The organism is Vibrio nigripulchritudo ATCC 27043 (assembly GCF_000222685.1).
Classification (GTDB): Bacteria; Pseudomonadota; Gammaproteobacteria; order Enterobacterales; family Vibrionaceae; genus Vibrio; species Vibrio nigripulchritudo.
Genome location: NZ_AFWJ01000246.1, coordinates 1 through 20,008, shown reverse-complemented (window position 1 = coordinate 20,008; position 20,008 = coordinate 1). Strand labels below are relative to the sequence as shown.

General features: G+C 46.3%; 16 protein-coding genes. 9 read left to right on the top strand and 7 right to left on the bottom strand.

What is annotated here, in order from left to right; genetic code table 11:
- The first annotated feature begins 106 nt into the window (after positions 1-106).
- Positions 107-340, top strand: coding sequence for a hypothetical protein (locus tag RH89_RS16890; RefSeq protein WP_004404608.1), 234 nt, complete (start codon positions 107-109; stop codon positions 338-340).
- Positions 341-373: 33 nt separating this feature from the next.
- Here the strand turns inward: RH89_RS16890 and RH89_RS16885 are convergent, their stop codons facing one another.
- Positions 374-2,014, bottom strand: a complete 1,641-nt coding sequence (locus RH89_RS16885) for a GGDEF domain-containing protein (RefSeq protein ID WP_004404607.1) — start codon at positions 2,012-2,014, stop codon at positions 374-376.
- Between the two features lie 700 nt (positions 2,015-2,714).
- Here RH89_RS16885 and RH89_RS16880 point away from each other — a divergent pair.
- Complete coding sequence (locus RH89_RS16880) at positions 2,715-3,200, top strand: Lrp/AsnC family transcriptional regulator (protein ID WP_004404597.1); 486 nt, start codon at positions 2,715-2,717, stop codon at positions 3,198-3,200.
- Positions 3,201-3,266: 66 nt separating this feature from the next.
- Here the strand turns inward: RH89_RS16880 and RH89_RS16875 are convergent, their stop codons facing one another.
- Positions 3,267-3,974, bottom strand: a complete 708-nt coding sequence (locus RH89_RS16875; protein WP_004404594.1) for a DUF445 domain-containing protein — start codon at positions 3,972-3,974, stop codon at positions 3,267-3,269.
- Between the two features lie 516 nt (positions 3,975-4,490).
- Here RH89_RS16875 and RH89_RS16870 point away from each other — a divergent pair.
- Together RH89_RS16870 and RH89_RS16865 are read left to right on the top strand one after the other, a co-directional pair.
- Entirely contained in the window at positions 4,491-9,947 is a 5,457-nt protein-coding gene (locus RH89_RS16870; RefSeq protein WP_004404593.1) for a glutamate synthase-related protein, read from the top strand.
- A 30-nt stretch (positions 9,948-9,977) separates the two neighbouring features.
- Entirely contained in the window at positions 9,978-11,738 is a 1,761-nt protein-coding gene (locus RH89_RS16865) for a diflavin oxidoreductase (RefSeq protein WP_004404592.1), read from the top strand.
- Between the two features lie 59 nt (positions 11,739-11,797).
- On the opposite strand, the gene RH89_RS16860 is transcribed toward RH89_RS16865, so the two are convergent.
- The gene (locus tag RH89_RS16860; RefSeq protein ID WP_004404591.1) at positions 11,798-12,694 is read right to left on the bottom strand and encodes a LysR family transcriptional regulator; all 897 of its coding nucleotides are present in this window, start codon (positions 12,692-12,694) and stop codon (positions 11,798-11,800) included.
- 106 nt (positions 12,695-12,800) lie between these two features.
- On the opposite strand from RH89_RS16860, the gene RH89_RS16855 reads away from it, so the two are divergent.
- Complete coding sequence (locus RH89_RS16855) at positions 12,801-13,694, top strand: alpha/beta hydrolase (RefSeq protein ID WP_004404590.1); 894 nt, start codon at positions 12,801-12,803, stop codon at positions 13,692-13,694.
- Positions 13,695-14,097: 403 nt separating this feature from the next.
- Positions 14,098-14,958 (top strand): glutathione-dependent disulfide-bond oxidoreductase, encoded by an 861-nt coding sequence (yghU, locus tag RH89_RS16850; RefSeq protein WP_004404589.1) that lies wholly within the window; start codon positions 14,098-14,100, stop codon positions 14,956-14,958.
- 74 nt (positions 14,959-15,032) lie between these two features.
- Here yghU and RH89_RS16845 read toward each other — a convergent pair whose 3' ends face one another.
- Positions 15,033-15,686: an FMN-dependent NADH-azoreductase gene (locus RH89_RS16845; RefSeq protein ID WP_004404587.1), complete on the bottom strand. Its 654-nt coding sequence runs from the start codon at positions 15,684-15,686 to the stop codon at positions 15,033-15,035.
- Positions 15,687-15,805: 119 nt separating this feature from the next.
- On the opposite strand from RH89_RS16845, the gene RH89_RS16840 reads away from it, so the two are divergent.
- Entirely contained in the window at positions 15,806-16,660 is an 855-nt protein-coding gene (locus RH89_RS16840) for a LysR family transcriptional regulator (RefSeq protein ID WP_004404585.1), read from the top strand.
- 24 nt (positions 16,661-16,684) lie between these two features.
- Here RH89_RS16840 and RH89_RS16835 read toward each other — a convergent pair whose 3' ends face one another.
- The 3 genes from RH89_RS16835 to RH89_RS16825 all read right to left on the bottom strand — a co-directional run bounded on the left by RH89_RS16835 (position 16,685) and on the right by RH89_RS16825 (position 18,948).
- Positions 16,685-17,938, bottom strand: a complete 1,254-nt coding sequence (locus tag RH89_RS16835) for an SGNH/GDSL hydrolase family protein (protein WP_004404583.1) — start codon at positions 17,936-17,938, stop codon at positions 16,685-16,687.
- 219 nt (positions 17,939-18,157) lie between these two features.
- On the bottom strand, positions 18,158-18,508 hold the full coding sequence (locus RH89_RS16830; protein ID WP_004404577.1) for a transcriptional regulator: 351 nt from the start codon (positions 18,506-18,508) through the stop codon (positions 18,158-18,160).
- A gap of 134 nt (positions 18,509-18,642) precedes the next feature.
- Positions 18,643-18,948 carry a DUF6482 family protein gene (locus RH89_RS16825; protein WP_004404575.1) on the bottom strand — a complete coding sequence of 102 codons (306 nt, stop codon included), beginning with the start codon at positions 18,946-18,948 and terminating at the stop codon, positions 18,643-18,645.
- Positions 18,949-19,116: 168 nt separating this feature from the next.
- On the opposite strand from RH89_RS16825, the gene RH89_RS16820 reads away from it, so the two are divergent.
- Together RH89_RS16820 and RH89_RS16815 are read left to right on the top strand one after the other, a co-directional pair.
- On the top strand, positions 19,117-19,602 hold the full coding sequence (locus RH89_RS16820; RefSeq protein WP_004404570.1) for a fasciclin domain-containing protein: 486 nt from the start codon (positions 19,117-19,119) through the stop codon (positions 19,600-19,602).
- A 90-nt stretch (positions 19,603-19,692) separates the two neighbouring features.
- The coding region (locus RH89_RS16815; protein WP_004404567.1) for a flavin reductase family protein at positions 19,693-20,008 on the top strand (316 nt) is incomplete at its 3' end.

Here is a 20,008-nt window from a genome sequence, read left to right as displayed (position 1 = left end):
TTCGTTAAATTTGTTAGGTTCGCCACAAATATTAATTTCAAAATTAATAATAGTAGATAGGTTTGGTCTAATAATGACCACCCGAAGAGCGAAAAGGAATCCGGAAATGCCTAAGGTATATTGTGAAGCGTGTGAAAAGAAGACCCACCATAAAGCCATTATGTGCAAAACCACACCACAATGTACAACGCTGTTGGAGAAGGCTAATCAATTGATGTTTCAGGTTTTTAATGGTGATCACTACCATAAAATGGAACAGAGGCTTTACTGTCGAGTATGCAATCACGAGTATCGTGAGCAGCCTGTTACGACAGAGATAAAAGAGACAAGTATTGCGTAAATTGTATTAAAAGCTCAGTGCTGAGGAACATCTTTATGCTTCAGCACAAGTTTTCTTTTTGCTTTTCTCACTGATGTGCGTGCATATTCGATTTCTGCCCGAGCGCTTGGCTTCGTAAAGCGCATCGTCAGCTCGGGAAATCAATTCGTCGATACTTATCCCTAATTCCCACTCCACGACACCAAATGAACAGGTTACGCTGAATACGTTTTCATCTTCAGGATGGAAAGTTTTCATACCAACCTGATCTTTCAATCTGGACGCAAAGATTTTTGCACCATCAAGCTTGGTATCTGGCAATAAGATGATGAATTCTTCCCCACCAAAACGAGCACATACATCACAGCCACGAGCCACTGTTCGGATCGTATCGGCAACGCCCATGATGACTCTGTCGCCCGTGCTATGACCGTATTGGTCATTAATACCCTTAAACAGGTCGATATCCAGAATCACTAAACAGTAGGGAGTATGAGTCCGGTTGGCACTGTTTGTAGCTTTTTCGAGCAAACTGGCAAACATGCGGCGGTTGTAAAGGCTGGTGAGTGGATCGACAGATGCCAGGTGACGAAGCTGTTTTTCTACTTTTCGTCGACCAATCATTTCCTGCTTGAGACGTCGCATAAGCAAAATCAAAATCGTACAAACACCAGTCAGAGAGATAAGCACAAACGATAACCAGAACACTTGTTTCTTTGCGTCTGCGATTTGCTCTTTCTCTGCGCGATAAACCAACCCGTCCAGATGGTAGAGGTCATGGGCGAGATTCTCCTGAATCAGAATTGACGCCATTTTCTCAACACGTGTTTCGTTGATGTAGCCAATATCAACCAGGTTGGATCTTACTAGGTTTGATATGGCTAGCGCTTCATATCTCAGTTCATCCAGACTCTTTTCGCTGTTGTATTTCGCTTTTATGAGTTGAATGATTTCTTCGGGATTATCGAGAGCATACCGCCAGCCTCTTAAGGTCGCTTCACGGAATTCGTCAACCAGTTCAGGGTTTTCCTCAACCAGAGATTCTCGGGTAAAGATAAAGTCACTGTAAAAATCGACGCCATAAGCTCGTGGGTTGAGAACCGTGAAGTCGATATTCTGTTTTTTCAGTAGATAAGGCTCGTTAGGTAAGTAGGCGTTGAACGCATCCACACGACCGTTGACTAAATCCTGAATATCAAACGAAGTTTTCTGAATTCGAATGGTAGAAACGTCAACCCCGACACTTGAGAGCATGGAAAGGTATGACGGATACATCTCACCACTGACGGTCATGATGGTTTTGCCTTCAAGGTCTTTCGGGCTTCGAATACCTGATGATGACAAAGAAACCAGCACAGAAGGGGAGTACTGAAAGGTCGCTGCAATCGCAACAAGAGGCTCTCCACGAAGACGCTGCAGTACCAGCTCGCCATTCGCTATTCCAAAGTCCAGCGTACCCGCAAGAACTTCATCACTCACGTCGTGATTTGGAGAGCCCTGAACAAGATTGACGTGAAAGCCTTTTTCCGCGTAATAGCCCTGATCTATAGCTGCGTAATAACCAGCAAATTGAAATTGATGAACCCAACGCAAACCGACATTAATGGTTTCTTGCGCTACAACGGTCTCTACCGATCCAGCTGAGCAGATCATGGCAGACAGATAGGTAAAAAAACGGGTCGTCGTAAGGCTCATTCGAAATGACTAACGTGATCTTAATTCAAGAATTCGCCGATTGTAATCTGTTGTATCAATATGAACCATAGTGACCATGCAACTCTGGCTATGAAATTCAGTATTTCCTTAATAACGAAGTTAACTTTGAGAGTGTTATCACGTTTATCTTCGATTTCGATGTAATTTATAAAACGTTTAAGTTGCCAAAGATTTCAAAACTAATTCAGCCTCTTAACCGAACGCTGGCCGTTTTTATCTATTTGCACGTTTCATAAAAATAACCTTATCAATAGTGCAAGATTTTCTCACTATGCAATCTGGTTTTTGCATTTTGCAACTAGGATTCGTACAGAATTGCATATTTGACAGCTTTTTATACAAAATCAGGCGTATTTTCGCTGAAAAAAGTTGGCATCACTTTTGCTTTTATATACGTGACCCTTTTAAAGCCGAGGGTCACCTAGCCAACTGACGTTGTTAGTGAATATTATTTGTTCACACTATCTATCAGCCAATCGCACTTATTGCGGTTGGCTCTTTTTTTATCTGCCCTTCGATAAAACGCTCTCACTCTCCTAGTCGCGCTCTAGTAATAAAAACGTCAAAAAGTGATACCGTATGGTGATTTTGGTATCACAAAGTGAAATCCCCTTGGATACCATTAAATTCTCAGTGATACTTGCTGTTAATGGATTGTAATTATTGATAGAGAGTTGTTATGCCGCATTCATCGTTGGATAAAATTGATTTGGAAATACTTCGTATCCTACACCTGAAAGGGCGCATCTCTATGGTAGAGCTTGCGAAGCAAGTGCATCTGACGACATCACCTTGCTCAGACAGAGTGAAACGGTTGGAAAAGGAAGGATACATTAAAGGCTACCACGCTGAACTTTGCCCGGAGCGTCTCGGGCTGGACGTGCAGGTTTTCATACACATACGTTTAGATCAGACGAGCTTTTCGATATTTGAAAAGTTTGCCAAAGCCGTTGAATTAATGCCTGAAATTGAAGAGTGCTACTCCCTGTCGGGAGATTTTGACACCATGATAAAAGTTCGGGTAAAAGACATGAAAGCCTATCAGGACTTCATGTCGACAAAACTGGGAACCTTGCCAGGTGTGATTCAGACGCGCAGTGAAGTGGTGATTGAAGAGCACAAGTCTGGATTTGGTGTCAATCCAGACCTAATTACTATGCTGTAATACAGACTAAGCTGTAACGTGGAACAAAGAGACAAACCCAAGCGAGCCAGCTTGGGTTTTTGCTTTTTATAGGGTAAAAAAGGCGGATGCGACGCCAATCAGACCTCCAAAAACACCGCCCCATACTACCAACCAGCCTAAATGCTGCTTAATCATTTCCTGCACCATTGTCTTAACCAACTGAGGTGTTAGCTCGTTTAAGCGTTGATCGATAATGTTTTCAATGTTTTGTTGAATTTCATCCATCATGCCCGGTTTTTCTATCTCAGCCTTTAGAGCTTGCTTAACAGCATCGCTCTGGCTTATTAGCACAACGGATTGTTTCATCTTCTCGACAAACGGCTGCTTCAAAGGTTGCAGCGCATCCGTGCCTCCAAACATGGCCAACATGCCGCCAAACTGCGAGTTTGCGATGACTTCAACAAGGGAATCAAAGGTCGGTTCAAAATCGATGGACTCGATAACGGGCTGAAGTTCCAGTGCCTGTCCACCAGATATTTCTTTGCTTAGAAAGCGGTCAATGTTCTCGTTAGTGAAAAACTCCGCCATCATCAAATGTTTGATTGCAGATTTAAACTCCTCAAATCTCGCTGGAATGACACCAGAACCATAGAGCCCAGGGACCTTTTCAAACAACATATGAACGGCAAGCCAGTTAGTAATGGCGCCTGAAAAAGCAAACATGCCTGCATACAAAGCGATTTGATTTTCTAGAAAGTAGCCCGCTGCCAGCAAGGCAAGAGCTAATACATTAGTGACAAAACTTTTATTCATGATTTTCTTGTCTGATGTAAAAAATTAACGGGATTTTAGCAATAACCAACAAAAAGGGAATGCTTCTATGATGAAAGATAACTTACGAAAAAATGCCATAAATTCAAGGGAAACGCATACTCATTCATCTAAAAGCACGCTATTTGGTTAAGAATTTTTTAGCGATCTCAATCACAGAAAACTTGCCATACTGCACTACGCATGATAATTATTATCATTTCTATTTGTGTGAGTTAAACAGGATGGTTAACTCACATTGCACTGGACAAAGGCTGCGGCACTCTGGAACGAATAAACTTTCATGCTGATTTATGCAGTACTTTGTAGAGTTTTGATGTGAAGCACGGTTTATATGTTGTAGTAAACCTACATAAGTAAGCAAAAACACAGCAGAAAATTTCTACAAATACTGATCCAACATTTATCTGGCAATAATTTCGAAAGACGGCGTTCCATACATTACATGCCAAAGGACCTGCAGAGTATTTAGCTGCAAGCAATCAAGGAAATGATCGAATGAATCAGGAATCTCGCTCGCTGTATGATCGCGAGCATGAACACTCAAGCTGTGGGGTGGGTTTTATCACGGATAAAACCGGTGAGCAGACTCACCAACTCCTTGCCCTAGCTCACGAAGCTTTGTGTACCATACCCCATCGAGGTGGTATGAATGCCGAAGGTATTGGTGATGGCGCTGGTGTCAATATTGACCTGTCTGTCAACTTTTACCGTTTTCTGTTAAACGAGCCAACCCTTGAAAAAGGGGAGTTTGGCGTCGCGAACTTCTTTTTTCCTTTCGACTCTACCCAGTTTGAGAACGCGAAAACACTCATTCTGGAAACACTATACAAGTATTCTTTAAAGGTTGAATTGTGGCGCGAAGTGCCCGTCAACCCAGAGGCAGTGAATAATGCCTCACAAAAAGTACAACAAACGATTCAACAGGTGGTTTTTCTAAGAGGCGACAGTCAGCCTGACGCCCAAGCTTTCGAAGACCAGATTAATGCAGCATTGTCTGAACTTGAATCTGTTGGTTTTACCGCGCCTGAGCTGGAAGGGTTTTACCCGCTTTCAATGAGTTCTCGCACTCAGGTTTACAAAGGTCGCTTAAATTCAGGCGAGGTGGTGCCGTATTTTGCGGATCTAACGCACCCAGAGCACCACGTTACTACGCTGTTTTTTCATACCCGTTTCTCCACCAACACCGCTCCAGCAACGATGATGGCTCAGCCATTTCGTCGTATGGCGCACAATGGTGAATTGAATACGGATAAGAAAAACCGTCTAAGTGAAGACGCGATCGCGCGTCAACAACACAAAAAAGTCATTTTCCCGAAAGGACAGTCGGATTCCGCCCGTCTGGACCAAACTCTTGCTCGCCGTGTAATTGAAGATCGCATGGACATCGTAACAGCGGTGTTGGCGATGATGCCTCCAGCGTGGGAAAACGACGAATCTATCTCTCAGGAAGTCCGTGACATGCTGGAGTATTTCAGCCTGTCAGAAGAGAAAAACGATGGTCCTGCGGCCCTTATTTTCTCTGATGGTGAAAAAGTAGGTGCTCGTCTGGACCGCTTGGGTCTGCGCCCATTACGTAGTGTCGAAACAGATCGCTACCTCGCGGTAATGAGTGAATCTGGTCAGATCGACTTCCCACCTGAAGATGTCGTTCGTTACGGTCGTATCCAGGCTGGTGGCATGATTTACTTCGACCACTCCACTGGTAAGAGCTACGAAACCAAAGAAATTCTTGAAACACTGGCAAAAGAGCGCAACTACTCTGCGCTGCTCGCGTCTGCAAAAATGACGTTGGGTGACATCGACCCAGTTGATGTTTCATCGATTCAGGAAAACACCAATTTTAGTACCTACAGCCGTCATGTAGCGTACTCACTGAACCAGGAAAGCTTCAAATTCTTCCTAGACCCAATGATCGAAAACGGCGCAGAAAAAATCTCTGCGATGGGTTTTGGTCTGGCACCAAACGTGCTGACCGATGAAGAAGGCGGCATGTCCAAGTATTTCAGCCAGCGCTTCGCTCAGGTAACCAACCCACCACTTGATTCCTTGCGTGAATCCGATGGTATGACCCTGCGTGTTGCTCTGGGTGCTAAACCGGGATTCAGCCCTCAAGATACGGTTCAGCTTGTTTTGCAATCGCCAGTTCTGCAACCTCAGCAACTGGAACAGATTCAAAATCAGGATCGCATTGAAGTCGCAACCTTCGACGCGCTTTATAGCCCGACGCTTAATAGCCGTGAAGACAACGCTAAGCGTGTGGAAGAAGCCATTGTGGCGCTTTGTGACGAGATTGAAGAAGCAGCGCGTCGTCGCTGTGGCATCGTGCTTCTGACTGACAAAAACATCGGAAAAGACAAAGCGGCTCTGCCTGCGATTCTTATGGTGGCGGCTGCCAACCAAAGATTGATCAAGCAAGGCTTACGTTTTAATACCAGTATCGTTTACCTGACAGGTCAGGCAGCAAGTAGCCACGATATTGCCTGTTTGCTTGGTTTTGGTGCGTCGGCAGTGTGCCCAATTTCTGTTTTCTACAGAGCGCAAACCTTATCCAACAACCAGACGGTTGAAGCCGGGTTGAAGAACTTCCAGAAGGCCGTTGAAAAGTCACTCATGAAGACCATGGGTAAATTTGGTCTTTGTACCGCAGAGAGCTACATCGGTGGTGAATTCTTCGAATCCAACTTCTTAGACTCCGATTCAGATTGCCTAAAAGACTACTTCCCGAACATCAGCTCACCAGTCGGTGGTGCTCGTTTTGATGATTTGGCATGGAGCTCAGCAAAGTGGCACTTCAAAGCTCTGGCGATTAATGAAGAAAATCAGATCCCACTGCTTGGTTTGTTTAAAGAACGTCAGGATGGTGCGGGTCACAGCTTCGGTAATACCGCGGTTCGTGAGTACATCAATATGACTCAAGAACCGGTGACATACGCGGATCAGGCTGAACTGGCGATGGACAAAACCAATCAGTTCGCCAGCGAAGACATCGCCTATAAAGACAAAGGCTATGAAAAGCGTACACCAGAGCAAATTGATGAATTTGAAGTCACGCCTTCGTATCGTTCGTTTATCGACAACCTTTACAGCGAACGTGAAGAACGCCCAGCGGCACTGCGTGACATCCTGTTGTTGCCATTAAATTTCTCAGCGGCAAGCACGGTAGAAGAGTTTGCACATTTACTTGACCGCTTCCATCTGGACGGCAACGTCAACTATCTGTGGGGCGGCATTACGATAGAGAGCCAGTCCCAAACGGATCGTGCGTTTACCATCGCACTTGATAACACAGAACGTACTGCGCTACTTGCAGAAGCGCTGCAAAATAGCTGGGGCGAGAATGTCGAACAACTGTCATTGCATGCCGACAAAGTCGATGTGGTGCTAACCGAGAAGTACGCTCAGTTCCTGGCAAGCATCAAAAAAGCCAATGCTCCGATTTCGCTTGATGATGTCGAGCCTGCTCATGTGATTACTCCGACCTTTGCCTCTGGTGCGATGAGTCACGGTGCGTTGAACTCCAACGCCCACATTGCTGTGGCACAAGGGACGAACATCGCCGGAGCCATGAGTAACTCCGGTGAAGGTGGCGAGCATTCAACACGTTTTAACAGCATCAAGTCGAGCAAGATCAAGCAGTTTGCTTCTGGTCGATTCGGTGTGTGGGTTGGCTACTTAGCGGATCCGCAGCTTGAAGAGATCGAAATTAAGATCGCTCAGGGTGCGAAGCCAGGTGAGGGTGGTCAGTTACCTTCTCCAAAAGTAACCGTGGAAATCGCCGCTGCGCGTGGTGGTACACCGGGCGTCGAGCTTGTGAGCCCACCGCCACACCACGATACTTACTCCATCGAAGATTTGGGTCAGTTGATCCACGATGCGAAAGCCGCTCGTGTTCGAGTCATCGTTAAACTGGTGTCTTCTGAAGGCATTGGCACCATCGCTGTTGGTGTTGCCAAAGCGGGTGCCGACGTGATTAACGTTGCGGGTAATACTGGTGGTACAGGTGCCGCTGCGGTGACCAGTTTGAAAAACACTGGTCGCGCCGCGGAAATTGGTATTGCTGAAGTTCACCAGTCGCTGAGCGAAAACGGCTTGCGCGATAAAGTCACGCTTCGCTGCTCCAACGCCCATCAAACGGGTATGGACGTGATTAAATCAGCCATCATGGGCGGGGACTCATTCGAGTTCGGTACAACCGCATTGATGATGCTGAAATGTGTGATGGCGAAGAACTGTAATATCAAGTGTCCTGCTGGTCTTACAACGAACCCAGAGCTTTACCAAGGTGATCCTCGTGCGCTTGCGCAGTACTTCCAGAACGTTGCGCATGAAGTGCGTGAAATTCTGGCAAGCCTTGGCTTCCAAAGCCTGCGTGAAATCCGCGGTAAAACTGAACTGCTTCATCTTGCCAATCACCACAGCATTGTTGGTCGCTTAGACGTAACAGGCCTGCTTCGCGAAGTGGAACATGTTCGAGTGGCGCACCCTGTGTATCTGGAAGCGGACTTCACACCAGATGATGCTTACATCGAAAAACTGCTGGGCGACTACTTCGATTCAGAACTTCTGAATATCGAACTGTCTGGTACGAAACTGAACAACCGTAACAAGTCGACGGGTGGTCAGCTATCCATCGACATTGAACGCGCTCTTAACTACCAGAATGTGGGCGAGAATCACCCTGCTGTATTCACGGCTGGTAACGGTCGACGCTTCCTTGATGCCGAATCTGTTGTGGTTCGCACTCACGGTAGCGCGGGTCAGAGTTACGGTGCATTCAACAACTCCGGTCTGGTGATGGAGCACGTGGGTACCTGTAACGATGGTGTCGGTAAAGGCTCCAGTGGTGGTCACATTGTGGTGCGTACACCAGGAAGCAAGCAGCTTTCAGCAGGTAACAATGTTCTGATTGGTAACTTTGCCCTGTTCGGCGCAACGGGTGGTCAGGCATTTATTCAGGGTGAAGCGGGTGACCGATTCGCTGTGCGTAACTCCGGTGCTGTTGCGGTTGTCGAAGGTGTGGGTGATTTCTGTTGTGAATACATGACCAACGGCTCTGTGATTAACCTTGGCAGCTACGGCAAAGGTTTTGGTAACGGTATGTCTGGTGGTGTTGCTTATCAATACGACGTGGATGGCGCGTTTGCGAATCGTTGCAGTAAAGACTCCGTACTTGCTCTGCCTTTGATTGAACATAATGAAGGCTATGAAGAGGCGCTGAAATGGCACTTAGAGCAACACGTTAAGTTTACTCAGTCAGAAACTGCTAAAGCGATTCTGGCAGATTGGGCAACCAGCCGTACCTTGTTTACGTTGGTACTGCCACTGGCGCTCACTCAAAGCCAGCACCCAGATAGCATTCTTTCTACGCACCCGCGTAAGAAGATGCTGGAAGAGTTGATTCAGGGCGAAGCGAACCGCTTAATCGAAGAAGTTCACTTTGCTTATGAAGACAATCAACCGTTATCGAGAGGCTTTAGCCCTCAATACGGTGATATGGATACACCCCTGATTTGCAACCTGTTGACACAAAGTGGTGTGCTGCATCGCGCACATCAACTTGTGAAAGGTCAATATGAAGGTGACGTTGAACAGTCCCGTGCCGTTAAGCGCTTGTTCGAACTTCGTGATAAGAAATTGCTGGATATGCTTCTCAAGGATGTGAAAGAAGCGATTTCGAACTATCGCGATGAAGAACTAGCGGTGTTGCTCGCTGCAAAACGCGTACAGGATTACAAAACGTCTCTCGCTCGCCGCGACGTATGGGATACCCATTCGAGAGGAACCACTGTTTGGATCTTGGCACGTGAGCAAGACATTAGTGAGCAGATGAAAGATATCGAAGCAGTTTCTTTACGTATGGCAACTTTGTACTGCCACGTATTTGCAGACGTGATTCGAGACGACATCGAACAACAAAAAACTCAAGAACAATTAGAAGCCCAAACAGCCTAGGGAAGGCTAGATTTCATAGTAGGAAGAAAAATGAAAGTACCTTATTTGCCTCAAGACATTCCGTTTAACGACGATCAGAAGACCTGGTTGGCGGGCTTCTTCTCTGGTCTGCATTCTCGCCTGTTGGTGAAAGAAGAATCCGTAGTACACGCGGAATCTAAACCACAAGTGAAAGCGCTGACCGTTCTATATGGTTCTCAAACGGGTAACGCGGAAGCTGTTGCCTACGATACTGCTGAAAAAGCCAAAGAATATGGCATGACAGCGACGGTTTACGATATGGACGATGTGGACCCGCAAATCTTCGTCAAGTCCTCCCGTATCCTGATTGTCACCAGTACTTATGGTGAAGGTGAAATGCCAGACAACGCAGAGTCACTCTGGCAGACCATGTCTGATGAACATGCGCCGAAACTCGATGGCACCTTCTTCTCAGTACTCGCTCTTGGCGACACCAGCTACGATGAATTCTGTCTGGCGGGTAAACTCTGGGATGAACGCTTAGAAGAGCTGGGCGCGACCCGAGTCACTGCACGAGTAGATTGTGATATCGACTTTGAACAGCCAGCGGAAGAGTGGATGATTGCCACACTACCGGGCATCGCCGACAAAGGTGATGATGGCGAAGCAGGTGCCCCTCAGGGAGGCTCTGCCCCAAAGGCTAAGTCGAAGTACAGCCGTAAGAACCCGCTTCAGGCAACGTTGAAAAACAAACGTGTGCTAAACAAAGAAGGCTCCAGTAAAGAAATCGTTCACTACGAGATTTCTCTGGAAGGCAGCGGTGAGTTCTATAAAGCTGGTGACGCGCTCAATGTAATTCCTCAAAACCAGCCTGAGCTGGTGCAAGCGTTCCTTGAACACTTTAAGTTCTCAGGTGATGAAAAACCGTCCTGGAATGGCGAAAACTTCAGTCTGCGTGAGATTTTCACACGTCATCTGGATATTCGGACTCCTTCTAAAGAGTTTGTGAAGGCTCTGGCGGAAAGCGCCAGTGACCACAAACTGATCACGCTTATTGGCAATGAAGACAGCAAAGATCTGAATGACTTCCTGTGGGGTAAAGACATCTTGGATCTGCTTCGTCAGTACCCAAGTGTGACTCTGTCTCTGGCAGAGATCCTGTCTCTGCTTAAACCTATTGCACCACGTGCTTACTCGATTTCTTCCAGCCTGAACAAGCATGAAGACGAAGTGCACCTGACCATTGGCAGCGTGCGTTACCAAAACGGTGATCGTGCTTATAACGGTACGTGCTCTACCTGGCTGGCGGATTTGGTTGAGGAAGGCGACGTCGTGCCGTGCTACTTTGCTCCGAATAAGAACTTCGCGGTTCCAGAGGATGACAAGGCACCAATGATCATGGTTGGTCCGGGTACGGGTATTGCGCCTTTCCGTTCTTTCCTGGAAGAGCGCGAAGTTCAGGCGTCTCCGGGTGACAACTGGCTGATCTTCGGCGACAGAAACAGCTCAACCGATTTCATCTACCAGGAAGAGCTGGAAGCGCTGCAAAGTAAGGGAGTGCTTACCAAGTTAGACTTAGCTTTCTCACGCGATCAGGCAGAAAAAGTCTATGTACAGGATAAGATGCGAGAAGGTGGTGCAGAGTTGTTTGCATGGCTGGAGCGCGGCGGTTACTTCTTCGTTTGTGGTGATGCCTACTACATGGCGAAAGACGTGGATAAAGCCCTTCACGAGGTGATTGAAGTTCACGGTAGCAAGTCGAAAGAAGAAGCGGAAGCGTATGTGAATCAGCTTAAGAAACAGAAACGTTACGTACGTGATGTGTACTAAGTAGCGCTCTGCTTTAAACAGTCAGAAGCCATGGGGTCTTTAGGGTCTCCATGGCTTTTTTATTTGCCGAGTTTTCTGAACCACTCACACAGAAACTGGATAAAACATCGCAGCCTTTCGGGTTGGTAGCGGTTTTTGGTGTACAGAAGATGGATTGGAATAGGCGGGATGTGCCAGCCTTCTATCGCCCTGACCAGTTGCTCATTTTCCAGATATTCCGAGGTGTATAAGCTCGGCAGCCGGCATATTCCCATGCCATTTACCGCGTAATTCAACAACACCCGACTGTTTGCACAGCGGACAGCAGGTTCAATGTGAAGAGAGAACACCTCTTCGCTGATATTGACCAGAGACCATTTATCAACTGTACCAGTTAAACACTTATGGGATTTCAGATCTCTGGGGTGGACGATTGGCGCTGCACCTTTCAGATAAGCTGGTGCGCAAAACAGACCAATTTCCATGTCCATCAAGTGTCTGGACACCATTCGCGAATCGGGAAGCTCGCCAGAACGGATGATCAAATCGAATGGGTCATCCATTAGGCTGACCTGTTTGCTATCAAAAGAAACATCGATATGAATGTCCGGGTAAGTGGCAGCAAATTCAGCAATGGCCTGAGAAAGGTACTCTTCCCCAAAAGCGCCCCCAAGACTGTTGATTCGAATTTTTCCCGACACTGAGGTGTTCATTTCCACTGCATCCGAGGCGGCTTTATCAATCTCTGCCAAAGCGCTCTGGCTGGTGGAATAAAAACGCTCACCGGACTCCGTCAGCTTAAGGGTTCGGGTTGTCCGAATAAGCAGTTGAACACCCAATGCTTTTTCAAGCTGACTCAGCTGCCGTGAAACATGTGCTTTAGACGATCCCAGTTCTTCCGCCGCTTTCGTAAAGCTGCCTTTGGTGACCACGGCGACAAACGCCTTTACATCAAGAAGAGATATATTGTTGTTCATTTAGTAACAGTAGGTTTTATATTGATGTATATATCATAAATCAATCTGTTTTTAAGATGTAGTCACTGGTTTACAAGCCAACCACTCAATCTATAAAAGGCAGATAATGATGACGTACACCAAAAAAGAAACTCACTTTTTTAGCAACGGCAACCGAGTTGCGGCTCACTTGTTTATTCCTTCCAATGGGGCAAAGACCTTTCCGGCGATTGTGATTGCAGCACCTCAGGCAGGTGTGAAAGAACAAACGGTTGACCACTACGCAACTCGACTAGCTTCAAAAGGGTTTGTGACACTTACATTCGATCACGCAAGTTTTGGAGCCAGTGAAGGTGAACCAAGATTCCACGAAAACCCTTATATCAAGTCCGAAGATATCTCGAATGCGGCCACTTTTCTGAGCCTGCACGATCAGGTTCAGAGCGATAATATCTACGGACTGGGGGTCTGCTCTGGTGGAGGATATTTGAGTTTTTGCGCTGCGACCGATCGCAGAATCAAAGCGGTGGCAACCGTGAGTGCTTACTTTGATCACCGAGGCTTTTACCACTCGGTTATGGGTCGAGATGGTGTGCTGGATGTGCTGAAGATTGGGAATCTGGCACGTGAAACGTATCTGCATACGGGTTACGTTTCTTACCTCCCTCATGCCCCTGAAAATGACAGTTCGGATATGCCAAGGCTCTTTCGCGAGTTTTATGACTACTACATGACCCCTCGCGGGCAAAAAGGTCAATATGAGAGCAAATTCCTCCCTTGGTCATTTGCCAGCCTGGTGAACTTCTCTGCGCTCGATATCGCAGAAAGGCTTGCGCCAACACCACTTCTGATGATTGTGGGCTCAGAAGCCGATTCAGCCTACGAAAGCGAGCAAATGCTGGCGGCTACAGGAAGTGGTGCTGAGTTGGTCGTTATCCAAGGGTCTAACCATATCGGGCTTTATGATGTGGCGGAATACGTCGACCAAGCGGTGGGAAGAATCGCTCAACACTTCGCCTAATCTTTTGCGAATCCAGTGGTGCAACGTCGCTGGATTCGATTTATTTTCAAAATGCCCAAAGGAACTTCCTTTAACTTGGGTCTACAATTTAGTGAAACTTCTCACCCGCTCGATACGCATGGATAACTTTTCAGATCGGTGTTTCGACCTCTACAATAAATCCAAGATTTCAATGAGATGGCGTTTTTAGTACCCATTTTTTCATTGCTTTTATGGATCTGGGATATATGGACCATCGTACAAATTCAGCCTACAAGATTGCAGGCTTATATTTTTATTATTACTGACAGTATCTTATAAATAACCGATCGTTCTAATAAAAAGTTGATTCAGGGGTTTTAACTCAGAATAATGACCAGATAGTAACTATGTAGACATGCAGAAATACTGATAAGGAATAACAATGGCAAACGAATACACACCACCTAAAGTCTGGACTATGGATGCCGAAAACGGCGGTCAGTGGGCAAGCATTAACCGACCAGATTCCGGTGCAAGACATGAACAAGAGCTACCAGTTGGCAAGCACCCGTTACAGTTGTATTCAATGGGTACGCCTAATGGTCAGAAAGCCACAATCATGCTGGAAGAATTACTGGCTTTAGGGGTTACCGAAGCAGAATACGATGCGCACATCATCAAAATTGGTGATGGCGACCAGTTTGGTTCTGGATTTGTTGGTGTTAACCCGAACTCTAAAATCCCGGCTCTGGTCGACCGTTCTGGTGAAGAGCCTGTGAACGTGTTCGAATCAGGAAACATCCTGCTTTATCTGGCAGAAAAATTTGGTCAATTGATCCCGCAAGATGCGCAGGGCAGAGCTGTGACTCTTAACTGGCTATTCTGGCTACAGGGCTCTGCCCCGTATCTGGGCGGTGGATTCGGGCATTTCTATTCTTACGCACCAGAGAAGTTTGAATATCCAATCAACCGATTCACAATGGAAGCCAAACGTCAGCTAGATGTGCTGGATAAGCGATTGGCTGAAAGCCGATTCCTGGGTGGAGACGAGTACAGCATTGCAGACATCGCAACCTGGCCTTGGTACGGTAACCTTGTGCTAGGCAGCCTGTATGATGCGGCTGAATTTTTGGACGTAAGCAGCTACAAAAACTTGCAGCGTTGGGCGAAAGAAATTGAAGCACGCCCGGCAGTACAGCGTGGCCGCACAGTGAACCGTTCCTGGGGAGAAGAGTGGGAGCAAGTCCCAGAGCGTCATTCCGCGTCAGACATTGATGAAGTGTTGGCTAAGAAGCCTCAGTAAAGTACTGACGCACCGCGCAGAACTTTTTAGAAGCATCATTAAGCCCCAGTCTTTGTAACTGGGGCTTTCTTGTTTTACTTGGCGTATTGATGTGCCAGTGCTTTCGCTTTGTTTATCGCATTTTCCAGAGACTGAGCGTGCCTTTCGTCTTTGAACTCCTGATACTCACTTGCGATTTCATGAAAGTGATCGGCTCCTAAGTAAGGACTCAGCTGTTCGATATGGGCACCCAAATGATTCTTATGAGCTTGGCTTTCACCTTTCCCAAAACTGTATTCACCACTAGAAGTGCACAAGATAACAATCTTGCCCGACAAAATAGGTTCAATAGGCGGTTCTTTTTCGCTATCAAATGAAAAAGTTTTATTTACCCTAATGACTTGATCAAACCACGCTTTCAAAACCGCAGGCATACCGTAATTGTACATCGGGGAAGAGATAACAATGATGTCGGCAGCTTCAACCTCTGCGATTAATTCATCGGATATAGCGAGAGAGGATGTTTGGCTGTCCTTCTTCTCATCAGAAAAACTTTCCGATATCCAGCCAATATCGATAAAAGGAGGTGGATTGACAGATAAATCTCTAACTATCGGCTTTTTAACGTTTGTACTCTTTTTTATCTCAGACACAAATTGATGTGCTATCCGGCGCGAAACCGACTGGTGTGGTTGTGGCTCAGGAGAGAACTGCCTTGGGCTGGCGTCGATTTGTAGCAAAGTGATCATAACGAATCCTCTGTATTGTGACCCTTATTTCGTGAGATCATTTTTGCTTTTACGACTGAATTTTGACAAACGAGAAAAAGCACCTTATAGATGAATAAAACTTGATCATAAGGTTTAAGATGAAGTCACTTCCTCCGCTCAATTATCTGCGCACTTTTGCCATCGCCGCGGAATATGGCAGTTTTAAACATGCCGCTTCCATATTGAATGTCACACCGACGGCGGTTTCCCATCAGATCAAAAATCTGGAGTCGCACCTTGGCGTCGAGCTGTTTGAGCGGAAAATCCGGTCGGTCGCGCTTACCCACGAGGGAAAGAAACTCGCGACGACCACTCGAAACGTATTTGCCCAGCTTGAGGAAACCCTACTGGACATTCAGCAGCCTGCAAATAGGGTGAGTATTTCTTGCTGTACGTCTTTTGCAGCTTTATGGCTGGCACCAAGGTTACCGACGTTAAATGCAAAACGTCCGGATTTGGAGGTGGAAATTTGTGCCAGTGACAGGCTGGTGGATTTCAATCATGAGCGTCGTGTTGATATTGCGGTTCGCTACGGATTACCGGGAACCATTGAAGATGGAGAGGTTCTTCTGGGTACAGAGCGGTTAGGGTGTTATGCCCCCGCTAAGTCAGAAACGTTACCCAATACTCTGTTTGTGACCGAGTGGGAAGACGAGTCTTTTATTCCTAACGTGCCCTGGCAGACGCATTTTTCTGATCAAGAAATTGTCATACGCAAGTTCAATCAGGAACAGTATGTACTGCAAGCGGCCCTTGCGGGGCAGGGAGTGGCGTTGGTGAGTGATGTGCTCAGTGAGATGGCACGAAAACAGAATTGGTTAACGCAAAGACAAGATCTGCCTTCATTTGAAGGTTACAGTTACTACCTCAGGGTATCGCCGTACAGCCGGGACAAGCATCTGGTGAAGTATTGTTTCGACTGGTTTCAGGAACAATTTAAGGAGCGGGCGTAAACCCGCTTCAACAGATCCTAGTAATTAAAGCGCCGTTTTTTCAGCTTCGAGCACTTTTTCCGCCAGATATTTGTGTACCGCGGTTGTTGGATGGGTTACGTCCCAAAATACATAGTTATCAGATCCAATCTCGGCGCATTGGTTTGTGATGTCGTGACTGTAAAGATAGTCTTGAGCTGCGCTTTGGTTTAGGTTCAGACAAGGTTCTGTGGTATTCACAAACCCATGTTTCTCAGGGTTTGACGTGAGATCCTCAAACAAGCTGTAGCCATCGAGCAGGGTGATGTTAATTCCTTTACTCTTATAAGCTGCTGCCTGATCTTCGATAAAGGCATTGAATTCTATAACCTTCTTGCGAATCACCGCTATTTCATCCTCAGTACTGTATTTGAACTGCGGAGCTTTGGTGGCATCAGGAAGAGTGAGTAGAACAAGGTGTTTTGCTCCCGCATCGGTCAACCGAACCATAGCGCGACTGAAGTCCGCTTTAACGTCGGTGACTTCTCGACCGTAATTCATAAAGTCGTTTAAACCGAATTCCAAAGTAAACAGGGTATTTTCAATTCTGTAGTTTTTGGCTTCTTCCATATAAGTCAGGAAAGAAGTCACCTGTTCATTCACCCCTGTCAGCAACAGGTATTGATTGGAGCCAGCCGCCCCGCCGACTGACCAGTTGTAGACTGGCAGATTTTTCGCCTTAGCCAAATATTCGGCCCAGATAAATCCATTGGAAAAGTGACCCATAAACCAGGAATGAGGATTTGGGAACTGCCATTGAGAGGCGTTAAAAATGTTGCCTGTGTCGGACAAGCTGTCACCAAGCACCACCACTTTATTTAAAGCACTTGCCTGCATAACATAATCGTTCGACCAGATTGTGTGGTTGTACGACAGTTGGTTGTCTGCGGCATAAAAAGTGATGTCTGCGTTATCGTGAGTCACTCCCAAAGTTTGCTCGCAACGTTCCTGAATATAGGATTGAGGGGTGTCGGTGTAGAACATATTTTTATGCTGAACAGCCGACCACCAGTAACCGTCAAGTTTTAGGTAGTCGCCATTTTCATTTAAAGCCCATTCCCAATCCGTTCCAACCTCTTCAATTGCGTGGCTAGTGCGATACCAGCAGCGCACATAAGTGGATTTTTCCCGGTTGAAAAGGTAAGACACTTGTTCTGAAATGGAAGAGGTGTTCGCCAGTGTTGTGTCTAAATCCATTAGCGATGTAAATGGCTGAACTGCCCCTAGGCTTGTAACAATAGGTAGTAGGTAACTGAGCATAGATACTCTTTATCATTGATTATGGAAATAGTGTTTTTACTCTAATTTTGTTAGAAGAAACGGAAGCGAAATCAACTAACTGATAAATCCATGATCAAAAATTGAAAATATTTATGTTTTAGCTCATTTTGTGTGTGATTTTTGTTCGTTTTGTTTTTTCGAAGAGAAAGGCAGAGGTTTAATCCCTTGCTAACCAAGGGAATGTTTCAGAGCGGGGATTTAATCGTTCAGAGTGTGAGCGTACTCAACGATCACTTGATTGCCGTCGACGTAGGTTCGTTTGATCTCTCCGTCTACGGTAATTCGGCTTTGCAGGTATACGACATGACCTTCAGTCGCACTGATTTCTTTTAATGATGGGATGATCGCTTTTGCGTCGACATGAAGATGGGCGCAGAACTTTTCCACAAATGCAGGTTCGAGCTTCGCGCTGCCCCGCAGTAGTTCTGAGAACTCTATCTGGCTGATGCCAAGCCTTTTGGTGATTTCCATTTGAGTCATGCGCATTTTAGCCTTCTGGGACATCCAGACCTGATACAGCGCTTCACGATCCTGTTGAGTAAACTCCATAGCCTTTCCTGATTGGTGAGTGTGCGCCAAAATTGTGCCGAATGACGCAAACCGCATGTCAAAGCTAAGTGAGAAAAGTCAGGCTCAGTTTCGAGCACTGTCAGAATGTGATGTTTTGCCCAGAGGAATGCAAACTAGTAGAGCTTGTTGTCTCCAATCGGGACCTCGAACATATTTGACGTTACCTTGTCTGGACATCCAACCATTTCATCGTAGGCGCTTTCTTGTCTGAGCACTTTCTCTTTTGCCTCAACATTGCGGTAGCGCCTTTGAATGTCGACAACCGACCAGGCTCTGATAAGTTGCCCGTCTTCTTCGGTGATGAACCACTCCTCTCCGTCAATAACAGCGGATAGTTGATACAGCGACATATCCAGTGAATGAACAACTAGTTTGTCGACTGAAAAGTACTTCTCTAATTTGCTGATTGGCATCTTCATAAAATTCTCCTTTTTGCCCTACTACGAGCGTTAAGCGCATTCGGTTCATCAAGAATGGAATCGGTGTTCAGAGAATTCTTTTTCAATGATCTTATTGAAGATGGGCAGCGTAAAGGCAAAAACCAGACACCTTCTGGTCACGTCATCCATCGAAAATAGGACACGATTATGGTCAAAAAAATGTTAGTCACCATCTCGCTGGTTATTGCTGCCTTTTCAGTCAATGCTGGGCACCATGGAGCAAAGAAAGACATTGTAGACGTTGCCGCAAGCAACGGTTCATTCAACACCCTGGTCGCAGCGGTTAAAGCTGGCGGTCTGGTTGATACGCTCAAAGGTGATGGACCATTTACCGTGTTTGCCCCAACCGATGAGGCGTTCGCGAAATTGCCAGAAGGGACAGTAGAAATGCTGCTGAAACCTGAGAACAAAGACAAGCTGGTTGCGGTGTTAACCTATCATGTGGTACCAGGCAAGGTGATGGCTTCCGATGTAGTGAACCTGAAAGGTGCGTCAACCGTACAAGGTCAGGACATTGCCATTAATACTCAGAACGGTAATGTCATGGTGGATAACGCGAAAGTGCTGATGACAGACGTGAAAGCCAGCAATGGAGTGATTCACGTAATCGACTCGGTCATTATCCCCAAGTAGCTAGTAACAAGTAACGAGCGACAAATCTGAAAAAGCAGCACTTGCTTAAACCCAAGTGCTGCTTTACGTGTTTTATCTTGGAGGCAAAAGATGGCAAAAAAAGGGTATTCGAAGTCAGATATAGGAGAGATGGAAGATCGCTTTCGAGCGCGTTTTATCAACTCATTATCTGGTTACAAAAGCGCAAACCTGATTGGCACCATTGATAACAATGGTCAGCACAATTTGTCCATCGTGAGTTCCGTGTTTCATCTTGGTGCTAACCCTCCTTTGCTTGGTATGATCGTTCGCCCTCATAGCGTGTCTCGCCATACACTCGAAAACATAGTAGAAACGGGTCACTACACCATCAATTCCGTGTGTCGCGAGGTTTATCAGCAGGCTCACCAGACGTCAGCTCGATATC

What these genes read in the sequence shown, in the direction of transcription:
- RH89_RS16890 (WP_004404608.1), top strand. Translation starts at nt 107, where the DNA reads ATGCCTAAGGTATATTGTGAAGCGTGTGAAAAGAAGACCCACCATAAA.
- RH89_RS16885 (WP_004404607.1), bottom strand. Translation starts at nt 2,014, where the DNA reads ATGAGCCTTACGACGACCCGTTTTTTTACCTATCTGTCTGCCATGATC.
- RH89_RS16880 (WP_004404597.1), top strand. Translation starts at nt 2,715, where the DNA reads ATGCCGCATTCATCGTTGGATAAAATTGATTTGGAAATACTTCGTATC.
- RH89_RS16875 (WP_004404594.1), bottom strand. Translation starts at nt 3,974, where the DNA reads ATGAATAAAAGTTTTGTCACTAATGTATTAGCTCTTGCCTTGCTGGCA.
- RH89_RS16870 (WP_004404593.1), top strand. Translation starts at nt 4,491, where the DNA reads ATGAATCAGGAATCTCGCTCGCTGTATGATCGCGAGCATGAACACTCA.
- RH89_RS16865 (WP_004404592.1), top strand. Translation starts at nt 9,978, where the DNA reads ATGAAAGTACCTTATTTGCCTCAAGACATTCCGTTTAACGACGATCAG.
- RH89_RS16860 (WP_004404591.1), bottom strand. Translation starts at nt 12,694, where the DNA reads ATGAACAACAATATATCTCTTCTTGATGTAAAGGCGTTTGTCGCCGTG.
- RH89_RS16855 (WP_004404590.1), top strand. Translation starts at nt 12,801, where the DNA reads ATGATGACGTACACCAAAAAAGAAACTCACTTTTTTAGCAACGGCAAC.
- yghU (WP_004404589.1), top strand. Translation starts at nt 14,098, where the DNA reads ATGGCAAACGAATACACACCACCTAAAGTCTGGACTATGGATGCCGAA.
- RH89_RS16845 (WP_004404587.1), bottom strand. Translation starts at nt 15,686, where the DNA reads ATGATCACTTTGCTACAAATCGACGCCAGCCCAAGGCAGTTCTCTCCT.
- RH89_RS16840 (WP_004404585.1), top strand. Translation starts at nt 15,806, where the DNA reads ATGAAGTCACTTCCTCCGCTCAATTATCTGCGCACTTTTGCCATCGCC.
- RH89_RS16835 (WP_004404583.1), bottom strand. Translation starts at nt 17,938, where the DNA reads ATGCTCAGTTACCTACTACCTATTGTTACAAGCCTAGGGGCAGTTCAG.
- RH89_RS16830 (WP_004404577.1), bottom strand. Translation starts at nt 18,508, where the DNA reads ATGGAGTTTACTCAACAGGATCGTGAAGCGCTGTATCAGGTCTGGATG.
- RH89_RS16825 (WP_004404575.1), bottom strand. Translation starts at nt 18,948, where the DNA reads ATGAAGATGCCAATCAGCAAATTAGAGAAGTACTTTTCAGTCGACAAA.
- RH89_RS16820 (WP_004404570.1), top strand. Translation starts at nt 19,117, where the DNA reads ATGGTCAAAAAAATGTTAGTCACCATCTCGCTGGTTATTGCTGCCTTT.